Below are 14,717 nucleotides of genomic sequence, written 5' to 3'. Positions count from 1 at the left end.
AGCCTTTTCTCTTTTAAGGCCCTAATAAAAGCGAATATTTTTCCATGGACTTTCCCGCAGAATAAGATGGGCTTACCTTTGCTTTCGCATGAGTTCAACAGACAATCTCTCCACTGCCCTACACGAGCACTTCGGTTTTTCTCATTTCCGGCATGAACAGGAAGCGATCATCAGCCGGGTGATGGCGAACAAGGATGTGTTGGCGATCATGCCGACTGGCGGCGGCAAGTCGATCTGTTATCAGTTACCCGCGCTATTGAAACCCGGTCTGACGGTGGTTTTTTCCCCGCTGATCGCGCTCATGAAGGACCAGGTCGACAGTCTTCGCCTCAACGGAATCCACGCCGCTTTTCTCAATTCATCGCAAAGCGCAGAAGAACAGCAGGCGGTGATCAGGAGTGTAGACGCGGGAGAGATTCGAATCCTCTACATAGCCCCCGAACGCCTTGCTTCGCGACGCAGCGAACACATAGACTGGCTTCGCAGGGTCGGCGTTGCCCTCTTCGCGATCGATGAAGCGCATTGCATTTCCCATTGGGGCCACGACTTCCGTCCCGATTATTTGGGACTTTCCGTATTGAAGGTCAATTTTCCCGACACACCGATCATCGCCCTCACCGCGACTGCTGATCGTCAAACCCGTCTGGACATCCTCGAAAAACTTGGTTTGCACAACGCAGAGGTTTTCGTCAGCAGTTTTAACCGGGAGAATATCCGCTATACGGTGGATGACAAAGATGACTTTGAATACAAACTGCGCGAATTCCTCGATGCCCGAAAAGGGCAAAGTGGTGTGATCTACTGTTTATCACGAAACAAAACCGAAGAACTCGCACTACGCCTGGAGGACCTCGGGTATAGTGCGGCCGCATATCATGCGGGCTTGGACAATAAGACGCGACAGGAACGACAGGACCAGTTCAAGAAGGATGATTTGAAGATCATCGTCGCGACCATCGCCTTCGGCATGGGGATCGATAAATCGAACGTCCGGTTTGTCGTACACGCCAACTTGCCAAAGAACATCGAAAGTTATTATCAGGAAACCGGAAGGGCCGGTCGCGACGGTCTGGCGAGCGAAGCGCTGTTGTTTTACAATCCGGGTGATCAGATGATTCTGAAACAATTCGCGGCGGTCGACAACAATCCGGCGCAATCGAGGATCATGCTTCGGAAGTTGGAACAGATGGCGGATTATTGCACGTCAAAAAAATGCAGGCGGGAGATCCTGCTCCGCTACTTCGACGAAGACTATACCGGCCCCTGCAACAACTGCGATCGTTGCCTTTCCACCGAAGTGGAAGAAACTTTCGACGGAACAAGGATCGCACAAATTGCCTTGTCTGCGGTTGTACGGCTGAAGGAGAAATTCGGGATTGGCTATGTAATCGATTTTTTAAAAGGGTCCAATTCGTCCAAACTATGGGAAGAACATCGCTACCTGCCCACCTTTGGGAAAGGAGCAGAACATACCCGCGATGAATGGCGATCGTACCTGAACGATTTGATCCGCCAGGGATTCCTGAAACAATCAGAGGGCGAATTCACCCTGCTCCGGCTTACTCCGGAAGCCCACAAAGTCCTGTACGAAAACCATCCGGTTCAACTCGTCAGAGTACACAGTCGCAAATCCAATCGAGAACTCCGGCAGCGCAACGCTACCCGGCCCAACAATCCAGAACTGCCTCATCCTGAATTGAACCAATTGCTTCGCCAACTCCGACGACAGATCGCCGATTCGGAAGGTGTTGCGGCCTACATGGTCTTTTCGGACGCCTCCCTGGCAGAATTGGTCACCTACCTGCCGCAAACCACGGAAGCGCTACACTCGATTTCAGGCTTCGGGCAGGCGAAAGTTGATCATTACGGGTCCACGATTGTAGAAGTCATACGCGCGTACTGCGGGTCAAACGGCATCGAGCACGCACCGGAACGAAAGGCTCGGAAAAAATCAAAGTCCTCCGGTCCCCGGCTCGACAAAGACCATCTCAATACCCGCGAGCGCACCCTGATCCAATTCCAGGAAGGTAAGTCCATCCAGGAGATCGCGACCGAACGAAAGCTATCGCCGTTGACGATCGAAGGTCATCTCATCGAGTTCATCAAATCCGGAGAGATCAACGTACTCAAGTTCATCACCAAAGAAAGACTTCAAGAATTGTTACAACACTTCGAATCCAATGAATCTCTGATCAACGGAACGCTGACGCAAGCGAAGGAATCCCTGCAAAACCAATACACCTTCAATGAAATCAAAGCAGCGATGGCTTACAGGGAAAAGAAGGTGACGGAGCGGAGGTGATTGGGGATTGGAGATTCGTAATTAGTAACTAGTAATTAGTAACTAATTTGTAATAGTTAGAACTTCACCTGACAGACAGGGTTGGTTAAAGTTATTTCCGGTCTGACGGATTTTTAAGGATCCGTCGCCCGGAATAACTTTTAACCGGTTGCTAATTTATCGAGCATTTTACTTTGCGCCAAGGGTATGCTGTCCAGGAATGTCTCCATTGGTGTTTTACCAAAGCAGTATTTTCCGGTGTGTGTCCTTTCACAGTTGTACTCTTCTATCCACTGATCCAGATCCTTCTGTAATTCCTCCAGCGATCCAAAGACCTTTTTTCGGAAGGCAACCGCATAAAACTCGTTCTGGATTGTCCGATGGAAGCGTTCGCAGATGCCGTTGGTTTGAGGATGCCGGGCCTTGGTACGGCTATGATCGATATCCTCCAGTGTCAGATAAAGACTGTACTCATGACTCTCCCGCTTGCCGTTGTACTCTGTACCCCGGTCTGTGAGTACCCGAAGCAGCGGCAAGCCATGCTCCTCAAAGAATGGTAGCACCTTGTCGTTGAGCATATCGGCTGCCGTCAAGGCGTTCTTACGGTCATACAATTTGGCAAAGGCTACTTTGCTGTAGGTGTCGATGAAGGTTTGCTGGTAAATCCGGCCTACACCCTTGATATTGCCCACATAATACGTGTCCTGGGCTCCAAGGTAACCGGGGTGTTCGGTTTCAATCTCGCCAATGGCTTCCTGCTGTTCCCGTTTCTTTTCCATGGCAACCAGTTGCGCTTCGGTGAGAATCAGTCCGTCTTGAGCCACTTTCGCCTCCAAAGCGCTCAGACGCTTGGCAAAGGTCTCCAGATCATGCCGCATCCAGATATACCGTACCCCGGCCGGTGAAACAGAAATCCCCTTCTTACGCAACTCGTTCGATGCACGAAGCTGACCGTAGGCCGGATAGTCGGTGGCCATCTGTACGATGGCGTTCTCCCAGGCTATATCCATCCGATTGGCCAGTATCGGCTTCTTCCGACTGATCTCCTGCAGAGCCGTCTCCCCACCGGTATCGTACAACTCTTTGATCCGATAGAAACTATCCCGTGAATAGCCCATCACTTTGCACGCCTGGGATACATTACCCAATTGTTCGGCTAACTTCAACAAGCCTAACTTGGTTTTGATTAACTTAGCTTCTGTATTCATTGTCTGACAGTTTAGGGGTTATTGTTATGTTTCGTATCCTAAAGATAACCCTTATCTGTCAGATTAAATACTAACTAGTACAACTAATTACTAGTTACCAGTTTCTAGTTACCAGTTTCTAGTTACCAGTTTCTAGTTACCAGTTTCTAGTTTTTAGTTTTTCTAAATAAGCTACTAGCAGCTAGCGCTAGCAGGCCACTATCAAAATAAACTATTCACTGTTCACTATTCACTGTTCACTATTCACTTTTCACTATTCACTTTTCACTCATTAAGACTCCTGCTTTCCGCCAACTGCCAACTGCCAACCGCATACCTCACACCGCTCACCGTCAAACACCTACCCTGCCCAGCCATCCCTGTCCAGGCTGCGGTATTGAATGGCTTCGGCGAGGTGTTCGGTCCGGATTTGCTCACTGCCGTCGAGGTCGGCAATCGTTCGGGAGACTTTCAGGATACGGTCGTAAGCACGAGCCGATAAGCCCAGTCGTTCCATGGCTGTTTTGAGGAGCTGTTTTCCTTCGTTCCCAATCACGCAGATCTCCTGCAACAACTGCGAACTCATTTGCGCATTGCAATAGATACCCGGGTACGCGGCGTAACGTTCAGCCTGCCGTTTCCGCGCAGCCACTACACGTGCCCGAATCGATTCGCTGCGCTCCGAGACCCGCTCCTGTGACAACTCCTTGAACGGGACCGGCGTGACTTCCAGGTGCAGGTCGATCCGGTCCAGCAAGGGACCGGAGATCTTATTCAGATATTTCTGCACTACACCCGGTCCACAGACACACTGCTTTTCCGGATGGTTGTAAAATCCGCACGGACATGGATTCATCGAAGCGATCAGCATGAAGCTCGCGGGATACTCGATCGAAAACCGCGCACGCGAGATGGTCACCACCCGTTCCTCCAGCGGCTGACGCATCACTTCCAGTACGCCGCGTTTGAATTCGGGTAGTTCATCGAGGAACAATACGCCATGATGCGCCAGGGATATCTCGCCGGGCTGCGGAAACATCCCACCGCCCACCAGGGCCACATCGCTGATCGTATGATGCGGAGAGCGGAACGGTCGCACGGAAACCAACGAGGCATGCTTGCCCAATTTTCCAGCGACCGAGTGGATCTTGGTTGTTTCCAGCGCCTCTTCGAGTGTCAAGGGCGGCAGGATAGTCGGCAGCCGTTTCGCCAGCATCGTCTTCCCGGCTCCCGGCGGACCAATGAGAATGAGATTATGTCCCCCAGCGGCCGACACTTCCATCGCGCGTTTGATGTTCTCCTGCCCTTTCACATCGGCGAAGTCGAACTCATAGCGCTCCTGGCTTTGCCGGAACTCCGCTTCCACATCGATCGTTTGTCGTTCGAGTTGCCGATCCCCGTTCAGAAACTCCACTACCTCCTTGATGGTTTCCACACCATATACTTCGAGACCTCCGACGATCGCCGCTTCCCGCGCATTGGCCGCCGGAAGAATAACCCCTTTGAATCCCTCCTTCTGCGCCTGAATGGCAATGGGCAATACGCCCTTGATCGGCTGGACACCTCCATCAAGTGACAGCTCCCCCATGATCACATATTCGCCCAAACGCTCCTGGTTGACCTGTGCGGAGCCTGCCAGGATCCCCAACGCGATCGGCAGGTCGTAAGCAGAACCTTCCTTGCGGATATCCGCTGGCGCCATGTTCACGGTGATCTCGTGTCGCGGGTTGTTGAACTTGCAATTACGCAAAGCCGCGACGATGCGTTTATGACTTTCCTTCACCGCACTATCGGGCAACCCTACGAGGTAAAAATTGATTCCGGTACCCAGGTTCACCTCCACGGTGATCGTCGTGGCATGAATACCATAGACGGCACTCCCATACGTTTTAACGAGCATACTCCTTGAGATTAGACAATATCATTCCGCACGCTGAAAAGCGTGAATCAAAACCGGTAGCTCCGGCGGTAATCCTAAACTACAGGAACCGGGTCAGATACCCCGTTCGATCGCGTCGATGAGGCAGTGGATCACCTTGATGTGAATCTCCTGCGCCCGATCGGCATACGCGCTGTGCGGCGCACGTATTTCCACATCACACATCCCGGCCATCTTACCGCCGTCCTTTCCGGTCAGCCCTACGACCTTCATTCCATGCTGTCGCGCGGCCGCAATGGCTTTTAGAACATTGGCAGAGTTGCCACTCGTGCTGATGGCCAACAGCACATCCCCCGAACGGCCGATGGCGCTGACATACCGGGCGAACACTTCATCATAGCCAAAATCATTTGCCACACACGTAAGGTGGGACGGGTCCGAGATCGCGATAGCTGGTAATGCGCGACGGTCCTCCCGAAATCGGCCGGACAGTTCTTCGGCGAAGTGCATGGCGTCACACAAACTACCACCGTTTCCACAGGAAAGAATCTTTCCCCCGGATCGGATCGCGTCGAGCATAAGATTGGCTGCATCCCGGATACATTCCAGATTCTGTTCATTTTTCAGGAACGTTTCCAGGCACTGCCTTGCTTCTTCCAGGTGCTGGCGGATCGGATCGTTGTTGGTCATGAGACAGCTTGTTTCTGCGGCGTGAAGGTAGAAAGAGAACGAATACCGGCCTCGGAAATTACTATCTTGCCCGGAGATTCACGCATTCCTTCAACTGCATTTATGCAACGGCTCAAAGCCTTCTTTCTTTTCTTTCTGCTGCCGTTGTTTGCCCAATCCCAGACGTTCGTACAGGGGAATGTGATGGTCACAGCCGGCGCCCAGTTGGGCATCCATCAGGTGGTCACCAGCGACGAAGTCCGTGGCACCCGCCGCCTGGGCGGTACGGTCAGCCGTGTCCTGCCGTTCGGACTCGAAGTGGCAGCGACAGACTACCTCGGCATCTGTGTGCACTACAGGAAAGACACCTATGTCTCCACCCGCGATTCCGTTGATGCCGAAAACAGCGAATGGAACATCGGGGCGAATGTCCACTTCCTGCGCACTCAACTGACCAACGTTTTTGTGGGACTTCATGGCGGACCATCCAAGTTCAAGTACACGGAACTGACCGATCTGGACGAATTCGAGGCAAAAGGCCTGCACCTCGCCCTGGTTAGCGGCGCCAATATGTACTTCTCCAACCGCTTTGGGTTGCAATTCTCCGCGGCCTTCAATAACCTGATCTATCGGGATGGTGTGGTAAAGGCCAAGAACGGGGACTCCACCCGATATGATCTCTTCCTCACAGGCGTCACGCTTGGCCTCTCCCTGGTGTTCATCATATAAAAACACGAACAGCGGCTGTGCGGGCCGCTGTCGTGCCTTAACTCGAATTACACCTCTGGTCGTTTAACCAAAAACCACGGTCCGCTGAGCGGACCTGAACCATGAGACTGTGTCCCGAAGATATCCCCGGTAGTGCCGGACGGCAAGATAATTCGGCATGCTTCCTTACAGGCTTGGCGAATGAATCGAATTTCAATGTGAGTAACCGCGTTTAAAAAACCGGTTACGCTACGGGTTGATTTGCTCCTTCAGGATTACCTTCGTCCGTACCCTTTCCCGCCATGCAAATCCTGCAAAACACCTCCCTTCGGGGATACAATACGTTCGGCCTGGAGGTACGAGCCGACTGGTTCGCGGAAGTTCGATCGGTGGATGATCTGATCGGGCTGGTCCGGGATCCGAAGTTCCAGCCGATGCCCAAAATGATCCTGGGAGGGGGAAGCAATGTTCTCTTTACCGGTGATGTCCATGCATTGGTCATCTACAACAAGATCCTGGGGAAGTCGTTGCGGCCGGATGGCGATGATCATTTCCTGGTGACGGCCGGTGGTGGCGAGACCTGGCACGAGCTCGTCAAGTACAGCATCGAACATTCCTGCGGCGGAATCGAGAATCTCTCCCTCATTCCCGGATCAGCCGGCGCTGCGCCCATCCAGAACATTGGGGCATACGGCGTCGAGTTGAAAGATCATTTCCATGAACTCGAAGCGATTGATCTGACAAGCGGGGACGTACGCATCTTCAGCAAAGAAGATTGCGCATTCGGTTACCGCGACAGCGTATTCAAACGAAGTGAAAAAGGAAAGTACCTGATCGCGTCGATCACCCTTCGACTCGACCGGCACCACCGCGTCCGGACACACTACGGCGCTATCGAACAAGAGCTATCGAAAATGGGTATCCTGAATCCCGGCATCCGGGATGTGAGCGAAGCCGTGATCCGGATCCGCAGCAGCAAGCTGCCCGATCCGGCGGTAATCGGAAATGCCGGCAGCTTTTTCAAGAACCCGGAAGTGAGTCAGGAGGACTATGACCGATTACACGCTCTATTTCCCGACTTGATCGCCTACCCCGGCGCTTCCGGAAAAATGAAACTGGCCGCGGGATGGCTGATAGAAAAAGCGGGATGGAAGGGTAAGCGTCTCGGAAACGTCGGCATGCACGAAAAACAGGCGCTCGTATTGGTCAATTATGGCGGAGCAACCGGAAAAGAACTGATTGAGCATGCCCGGCGGGTCCAGCAGCATGTTCAGGATCAGTTTGGCGTACTTCTGGAAATGGAAGTGAATATCCTTTAAGCAGCAAGAATGACTTATCTTCGTTATCGCCCTATCATGAAACCATATCAACCGCTCCTCCTCTCGTTCGCCCTCTTGTTATGGGTAAGCGTAAGCGCTCAAAAAACATTGGAACGGGTATCCGAGCGCGTTTGTCGTCGGATGGAAAAAGCCAACCTGCAACGGCCCGCCGATTCGCTGCGGACGGAGATGATGAACATCTTCATGGAAGAAGCGATGCTGGACGTGGACGGGTTCATGAAGGATTACAAACTCAAAACGTTTGATGAATCCGCCGGGCAGATGATCGGGCAGGAACTGGGCAAACACCTCGTTTCGACTTGTCCCGCGTTCCTCCAGTTTTCCCTGGCGCTTGCGAAAGATGAAGTCGCTACGGAAGAACAGGCTGCTTCGAACGAACACGAAGAACTATACGCCTACGACCACGCGGACGAAACCGAACTCCGGCATCTCTACTTCCTCGACGAGAAGGGAAAAGAAGTGAAATTCTATTGGACGGAGCACTTTCCAGGATCCGATCTCTTCACGGTCAACCCTGAACGTCACAAGGGCAAACACTTTTCCGTGAAATGGAAAGACGCGGAGTACTTTCTACCCAAGGCGGATGGTTATTACCAGATACGGATCCTGAGTTCAATTGAACTACGGGAAAACTGATGTTGTCAGCGTACCTCTCTTAGTACCGCTTCCGATTCGACAAGTTCTTTTCCCAATCGGTCAATCAGGATCTGAAGCGTATCATCAAAGGAAGTCTTGGACCTGAGCTCGAGTTCCCGACAGGTTTCCGCAATTCGCTTGGCTCCGATGTTCAGAGCCGAACCTTTGAGTTTATGCGATAGTCGTGAAATCGCAAGATGATCCCTGCTTGCTCCTGCCCGCTCCAGATCCCGGTAAATATCCCGAGCCTGCTCGATGAACATCCCGATAACCTGTACGAGGAATCCGGGATCACTGCCAGCCGTCATTTCGCGGAGCCTGTCGAGTACCGTCTGGTCGATCAGCGCACTGGTAGCCGAGGAAACCACCACTACCGGAACTGAGGGTTCTTCATGCGCCGCCTGTTCACGGCCCTTGCTCCACTTACGGATCCGCTCTACGATCTCTTCGATCATGAAGGGCTTGCTGATATAATCGTCCATTCCGGCTTCCAGGCATTTTTCCTTATCGCCTTCCAGCGCGAATGCGGTCATGGCAACAATGACCGGAAGGTGTTGCAGATTCATCTTGTTCATGATGAATCTTGTCGCCTCCAATCCATCCAACTCAGGCATCTGTACATCCATGAAAATGATGTCGAAGACCTGTCGGCGAAGCTGATCGATCACTTCCTGTCCATTCGAAACGATCACCGGACGATAGCCCAGGCCTTCAAAGATGTTCTGCGCCAGTTTCTGGTTGATCTGGTTATCCTCCGCGATCAGGATGCGCACCGGAAATTCCTCTGCGAGACTTGCTCCTACTCGCGACAATCCCTCCTCGTGCTGGCTGCGCTGATGGTCCTCTACAGAGAATACTCCGATCAGGATATCCAGCACCTTACTGCGGTCGACATTCTTAGGGATAACGGCCGAAACCACATCCGAAGTATAATCGAAGAGGATGTTGTCCGTACGGTCCGCGTTGAACAGGACGATCGGAAGTTCATCCTTCGGACGAAGGTGACGGATGCTTTCCGCCAGTTCCATCGCATTTCCGCTCACAAGCGTACTGTCAATGATCACCAGGTTGAGTCCGCTTTCACGACGGACCAGGTCGAGCGCCTTGGCGGAGTCCTCACAAACCTGAGGAAGCATATTCCATCGCCGGATGTAATTGGCAAAGAGATCAGCTTCCGTGCGATCGTCGGACACCAGCAACACATGCGCATTAGCCAACCTGCTGGAGCCATTCCGTCCGCTTTTAACAGCTTCCGTCGCGGTACTCGCCTCGGTGCGGATCGTGAACTGAAAGTTCGAACCCTGCCCCGGCACACTATCGACCCAGATGGATCCGTGCATCAACTCGACAAGATTTTTACAGATAGCAAGACCAAGACCGGTACCGCCGTAAGTCCGCGCCGTAGAAGCATCGGCCTGTGAAAACGACTGGAACAAACGGGCGATCCGATCGGCCGGAATGCCAAGACCGGTATCCTGAACTTCGAATAACAACTCAACATGCTTGCCCTCTTCCCGCATCTTCGAGACATGAATGGTGATACCACCCTGTTGGGTGAATTTGATGGCGTTGGATACCAGGTTCATCAAAACCTGACGCAAGCGGGTCAGATCCCCATAGATATAGGAAGGTGTACCTTTCGCTACTGAATACCGCAGCGACAACTTCTTTTCAATTGCCTTGGAGGCCATGAGGTCAAACGTTTCCTCGATGCAACGCTTGAGCGCGAACGGCTTGTACTCCAGCTCCATCTTCGCCGACTCGATCTTGGAATAATCGAGGATATCGTTGATCACGGAAAGCAGCGCTTCACCGCTCAGCAGGATGGAGTCAACGTAGTCTTGCTGTTTGGGTGACAGGGCGGTTTGATTGAGCAATTTACCCATGCCGATCACGCCATTGAGCGGCGTGCGGATCTCGTGGCTCATCGTTGCCAGGAAAGACGACTTCGCCTGGGTGGCTTGTTCGGCTTGTTCACGGGCACGAACCAGTTCCGCTTCCGCCTGCTTCCGCGCAGAGATATCCCGTCCGAAATAGGATACACTGACCACTAACCGGTGCTCATTCCTAACCGGCGTCGCGATGATCTCCACATCGATCCTCTTGCCTGTCAGCACCAGTTGCTTCTCGATGGTGAGCGATTCACCCGCCATTGCACGTGCATGTAAGGCCAGAAAATCGTCGCGGAATTGATCCGGAAGAATATCCAGGACGTTGTATCCGGTCTCTACTACGATGCCGGTAAGGGCGAAGAGCAGATCGGCCAAGCGTGAGTTGATCAGCAGGATCGTATGCCGAACGTCGACCGAGAGGATCGCGTACTCGGCATTCTCGACCAAGGCGTTCAGCCGCTGCCGACTGTCCGACAAGGACCGCTCGATCCGTTTCCGTTGGGTGATGTTTTCCGCCATCGTAATGACGAAGGCCGGCGTGCCGCCAATACCCTGGCTGACCGAGGCGGATGTTTGTACCCAGATCACATCGTGGTTCCGACGGATAAAGCGCTTCTCCCGCCGGGCAACCGGCAGCTCACCCCGCAGCAGACGTGATAATATTTGCCGCTCCTGCTCACGTTCTTCAGGGTGGACCAGTTCGATGGCGGTCATACCGCGCAGTTCTTCTTCCTGGTAGCCCAACAGGTCGCAGAAAGCTTTGTTCGCGCGTTGTATCCGGTAGTCGATGCCGAAGAATGCCATAGGAAGCAATCCTTCGGAGAATACGGCCTGATAGGCATCGGCAGGAGGTTGCGGACGAATGCCACTGGCTTCCGGCAACAAGGAAAGGTCCGTCAAATGAACCAGCAGCATGCGCTGTCCGGCCATTTCGGAACGACTGACCTGAAGGAGTACTTTACGCGTTACGCCGTCGAATCCCGACAGTTCCACCGCGGCTGCGGCACGATTTTCCGCGGCCAAACGAAGGCGGAATTGCTGGCGTTCTTCTGCAGTCCAGGTATCCCGGAATCGCGTATATAAATCGACTCCGATCACATCATCAAACCCTTTAGCGCCCAGCAACCGCAAAGCTCCGGGTGAAACGTCTACCATCAAACCGGTAACCGGATTGATACGAATCATCGGCTCAGGCCATTCGCTGAGGCCGGCGTCGATCAAGGAACCCGCCTCTGTGGTCGTTTCATCCTCCTTCAGCTCGGGCCCCTTGCGCTCATCCGGCTCTGTAACTGGCTCGCGCGATTCAACCGTAGTCGAAACGCGAAACCACATGTAAAACAGCACGAGGACAACGAACCCGAAGAGGCTCAGCAGCAAGAAGAAAGTAAAATGCAATTGCAGGAGATAGTCCAATACGAACACGAGCCCGTACACCACAGCCACTACGATGAGCAGCAAGCGGTACAGCACACGGCGGCCTTCTTCAGCACGCGATTGTCGGTTCATTGGACGCATCGATCCCAAGCAGGGAGTTCCTGAAAATCAGTGTATCCTTATATGGAATCGGGAGCCCCAGGTTGTAGCGAAGGAGCATCAGTTACCGGTAATATGCCCGCGGGCATTACACGGATAACGCGATTCCGTTTTCAAGTCGAATCTTACAATTTGGAACCGTGTCATCAAAAGGGAAATGCGCCCCGCACCAGAAGCGCCATTAACACGGGAAATTCGCGGCAATTCCGACAAAGCAGTCCAGGCTAAACATACGCGGGCGGCTCATCAGCTCCCTGAAACAAAAAAACCCAGGCTTTTCCTTACAGTTTTTCCAGCTCCTCTTGGACAAACGCAGCCAGCTCCTGGATGTAGTTTTCCGAGAAATCAAACCGGATACCGGCCGCCTGATAGACCTCCGGAATCGAGCGGGTATAGCCCAGGGAAAGCGCCTGTTTGTACTGTTCAATAGCCGTTTTCGGGTCGTTCCGGTAATTCCTCCAAAGGGCAATGGCACCCAGTTGCGCCATTCCGTACTCGATGTAATAGAAAGGCACTTCAAAGAGATGGAGCTGTTTCTGCCACAAGGATTTCCTAACCGGCTCATGCCCGCTCCAGTCAACCCTGGAAGGACTGAAAGCGCGATAAACCTCATCCCAGGCAGCAGTACGTTCTTCAACCGTATGACCAGGGTGAGTATACAACCAATGCTGGAATCGATCAACACAAGCGATCCAGGGCAATGCTTCCAGCACATTTTCCAACTGCTCACGCTTGGCGCGACGCAACTCCTCCTCGTTCGGGAAAAAGTGATGCCAGTGTTCCATGGAGATCAACTCCATGCTCATGGACGCGAGTTCCGCGATCTCCGACGTCAGCTCCTTGAACCCTACGAATTCGAGATCGCGCGTAAGCATCGAGTGGATCGCATGTCCACCCTCGTGTACCATGGTGACCACATCGCGGAAAGAGCCGCTTGCATTCATGAAGATGAATGGTACACCGGTCTCATACAGCGGATAATTATAACCGCCAGGCGCTTTGCCGATCCGGGAATCCAGATCGATGAACCGCATTTCATCCAGCGTACGGGCAACGAATCCGAAATAGGGATCGATCTCCGAGAAGCAGGCAATCGTCTTTCGCATCAGATCGCTTCCATCCGTAAATGGTTTAAGATCCGGTCGTCCTTTGGAATCAACGTCAATATCCCAGGGCTTCAGTGACTCAAGTCCCATGTCGCGCTGACGTTCTTCCATTAACTTGTCCAGTACCGGAACAATCGCCTGCCGCACCGAATCATGGAACCGCATACAATCATCAGCGGTGTAATCGAACCGATCCATGGCTACGAACTTGTAATCACGGAAATTCGAAAAACCGGAATTGTTGGCGATCTGATGGCGCAGCTTCAGGAGTTCATCAAACAGGCTATCGAGCTTCTCCCGGTCCTGCAAGCGACGGCTGACGATCTGCTCATAAGCCGATTGACGCACGCCACGATTCGGCTCCCGAAGGAAATTGGCCGCTTGTTGGAGCGTCAGGGTCTTGCCGTTGAGCTCAACGCTCATGGCACCGGCGATCTCACCGTACTTCTGCTCACGGGTGGAAAGTTCGGCATTCAGGGGAATGTTCTCTTCCCGGAATAGTCGGATCTCATTCTCCGTCGACCGCAGGTGAATCGAAAATCGTTTGTCCAGACCATTCCGGAACGGACAATCCAGCAATTTCCTGTTCAAGCGATCCGCGAACGGCTCGATGTGGGGATTGATCTCATTGATGAAAAATGTATACGCCTTCACCAGGGCTTCGTCCTGCGTGTTACAGGTCATCCGGATGTACAACCAACCTACGTGCTCCTGAACAACCGATTCCAATTCACTCAGGTCTTCCAGCCATTGCTTGAGACCGTCTGCCGAATGGAGAAGTCGTTCCTCCAGCTCCTTGAAATAGGGCGAAAGGGCGTCCCAGGAATCGATTTCCAGCGCATCCGGCAGAAAGCGACGCGGCGCTTTTACCGGAGCCGTGAAGTAGGTGGAGGCTGTTTCCATTATACCTTTTTCCGGGTTCGGGCTGTGGAGGTCTTGGCGTGCTGCTCCGCCTTGGGACCATGTGCTTCGTGCACTTTCGGTACCGCAGGTTTATCGTCTTCTTTCTTGACGGCAGCGGCATCAGCTTCTACAGGCTTGGTGAAATCCACCTTACCATTCAGCAACTGAAACCAGTTGAGCATCTTCTTGATGTCCGAATTGTACACCCGCTCCTCGTCAAAGTCCGGAACAATGGACCGGAAGTAATCCCGGATCTTCTTGTCGTCGCCCTTCAAATCGACCGGCAATTTTCCATTGGTTTTCTCCTGAAGACTCAGGAAGATCTCACGCAACGGCTTCTCCTCACCGCTGGTATAGACGGCGATATCGATCAGGGTCATGATGCGTTGCTGGCCATTGACCATGGAGCGCTTACCATCGAGGATGGACTCCACGATAAAACCGTTCTTGTTGTTACCGACGACTTTGTAAAGTCCCGGCATTCCCGGAACGGCAAGAATGTCTTTGAATTCCATAATTAGATTGAATTAGAACAAAGGTAAAGGTTTTAGTCCTTCCCAAAACGCGAACGGGCCGGTGAAAC

10 protein-coding genes are annotated in these 14,717 nt (G+C 52.8%); 4 read left to right on the top strand and 6 right to left on the bottom strand.

Annotated elements, in window-relative coordinates; genetic code table 11:
• Positions 1 to 88: 88 nt before the first annotated feature.
• Positions 89 to 2,302, top strand: coding sequence for a DNA helicase RecQ (gene recQ, locus IPJ96_06175; protein ID MBK7909938.1), 2,214 nt, complete (start codon positions 89 to 91; stop codon positions 2,300 to 2,302).
• 140 nt (positions 2,303 to 2,442) lie between these two features.
• Here recQ and IPJ96_06170 read toward each other — a convergent pair whose 3' ends face one another.
• The 3 genes from IPJ96_06170 to lpcA form a co-directional block, all read right to left on the bottom strand.
• Complete coding sequence (locus IPJ96_06170) at positions 2,443 to 3,489, bottom strand: IS481 family transposase (GenBank protein MBK7909937.1); 1,047 nt, start codon at positions 3,487 to 3,489, stop codon at positions 2,443 to 2,445.
• Between the two features lie 340 nt (positions 3,490 to 3,829).
• Positions 3,830 to 5,368 carry a YifB family Mg chelatase-like AAA ATPase gene (locus tag IPJ96_06165; protein ID MBK7909936.1) on the bottom strand — a complete coding sequence of 513 codons (1,539 nt, stop codon included), beginning with the start codon at positions 5,366 to 5,368 and terminating at the stop codon, positions 3,830 to 3,832.
• Between the two features lie 93 nt (positions 5,369 to 5,461).
• Positions 5,462 to 6,037: a D-sedoheptulose 7-phosphate isomerase gene (gene lpcA, locus IPJ96_06160; protein MBK7909935.1), complete on the bottom strand. Its 576-nt coding sequence runs from the start codon at positions 6,035 to 6,037 to the stop codon at positions 5,462 to 5,464.
• 102 nt (positions 6,038 to 6,139) lie between these two features.
• Between lpcA and IPJ96_06155 the strand changes: the two genes are divergently transcribed.
• The 3 genes from IPJ96_06155 to IPJ96_06145 all read left to right on the top strand — a co-directional run bounded on the left by IPJ96_06155 (position 6,140) and on the right by IPJ96_06145 (position 8,700).
• Positions 6,140 to 6,745, top strand: a complete 606-nt coding sequence (locus tag IPJ96_06155; GenBank protein ID MBK7909934.1) for a hypothetical protein — start codon at positions 6,140 to 6,142, stop codon at positions 6,743 to 6,745.
• A gap of 281 nt (positions 6,746 to 7,026) precedes the next feature.
• Positions 7,027 to 8,043, top strand: a complete 1,017-nt coding sequence (gene murB / locus IPJ96_06150) for a UDP-N-acetylmuramate dehydrogenase (protein MBK7909933.1) — start codon at positions 7,027 to 7,029, stop codon at positions 8,041 to 8,043.
• A 36-nt stretch (positions 8,044 to 8,079) separates the two neighbouring features.
• A complete protein-coding gene (locus IPJ96_06145) occupies positions 8,080 to 8,700 on the top strand; it encodes a hypothetical protein (protein MBK7909932.1) in 621 nt (206 codons plus the stop codon).
• Positions 8,701 to 8,705: 5 nt separating this feature from the next.
• Here IPJ96_06145 and IPJ96_06140 read toward each other — a convergent pair whose 3' ends face one another.
• The 3 genes from IPJ96_06140 to IPJ96_06130 all read right to left on the bottom strand — a co-directional run bounded on the left by IPJ96_06140 (position 8,706) and on the right by IPJ96_06130 (position 14,649).
• A complete protein-coding gene (locus tag IPJ96_06140; protein MBK7909931.1) occupies positions 8,706 to 12,098 on the bottom strand; it encodes a PAS domain S-box protein in 3,393 nt (1,130 codons plus the stop codon).
• 308 nt (positions 12,099 to 12,406) lie between these two features.
• A complete protein-coding gene (locus IPJ96_06135; GenBank protein MBK7909930.1) occupies positions 12,407 to 14,134 on the bottom strand; it encodes a M3 family oligoendopeptidase in 1,728 nt (575 codons plus the stop codon).
• Entirely contained in the window at positions 14,134 to 14,649 is a 516-nt protein-coding gene (locus tag IPJ96_06130) for a DUF5606 domain-containing protein (protein ID MBK7909929.1), read from the bottom strand. Before IPJ96_06130 ends, IPJ96_06135 begins: the two co-directional genes overlap by 1 nt.
• Between the last annotated feature and the right edge of the window lie 68 nt (positions 14,650 to 14,717).

The sequence above is a fragment of the Bacteroidota bacterium genome, assembly GCA_016713765.1.
GTDB lineage: Bacteria > Bacteroidota > Bacteroidia > AKYH767-A > 2013-40CM-41-45 > Pollutiaquabacter > Pollutiaquabacter aromativorans.
Note: the sequence above shows the minus strand (reverse complement) of the source record. Positions and strands in the feature narration are given on the sequence as shown.

What these genes read in the sequence shown, in the direction of transcription:
- IPJ96_06155 (MBK7909934.1), top strand. Translation starts at nt 6,140, where the DNA reads ATGCAACGGCTCAAAGCCTTCTTTCTTTTCTTTCTGCTGCCGTTGTTT.
- IPJ96_06170 (MBK7909937.1), bottom strand. Translation starts at nt 3,489, where the DNA reads ATGAATACAGAAGCTAAGTTAATCAAAACCAAGTTAGGCTTGTTGAAG.
- IPJ96_06140 (MBK7909931.1), bottom strand. Translation starts at nt 12,098, where the DNA reads ATGAACCGACAATCGCGTGCTGAAGAAGGCCGCCGTGTGCTGTACCGC.
- recQ (MBK7909938.1), top strand. Translation starts at nt 89, where the DNA reads ATGAGTTCAACAGACAATCTCTCCACTGCCCTACACGAGCACTTCGGT.
- IPJ96_06145 (MBK7909932.1), top strand. Translation starts at nt 8,080, where the DNA reads ATGAAACCATATCAACCGCTCCTCCTCTCGTTCGCCCTCTTGTTATGG.
- IPJ96_06165 (MBK7909936.1), bottom strand. Translation starts at nt 5,368, where the DNA reads ATGCTCGTTAAAACGTATGGGAGTGCCGTCTATGGTATTCATGCCACG.
- IPJ96_06130 (MBK7909929.1), bottom strand. Translation starts at nt 14,649, where the DNA reads ATGGAATTCAAAGACATTCTTGCCGTTCCGGGAATGCCGGGACTTTAC.
- murB (MBK7909933.1), top strand. Translation starts at nt 7,027, where the DNA reads ATGCAAATCCTGCAAAACACCTCCCTTCGGGGATACAATACGTTCGGC.
- lpcA (MBK7909935.1), bottom strand. Translation starts at nt 6,037, where the DNA reads ATGACCAACAACGATCCGATCCGCCAGCACCTGGAAGAAGCAAGGCAG.
- IPJ96_06135 (MBK7909930.1), bottom strand. Translation starts at nt 14,134, where the DNA reads ATGGAAACAGCCTCCACCTACTTCACGGCTCCGGTAAAAGCGCCGCGT.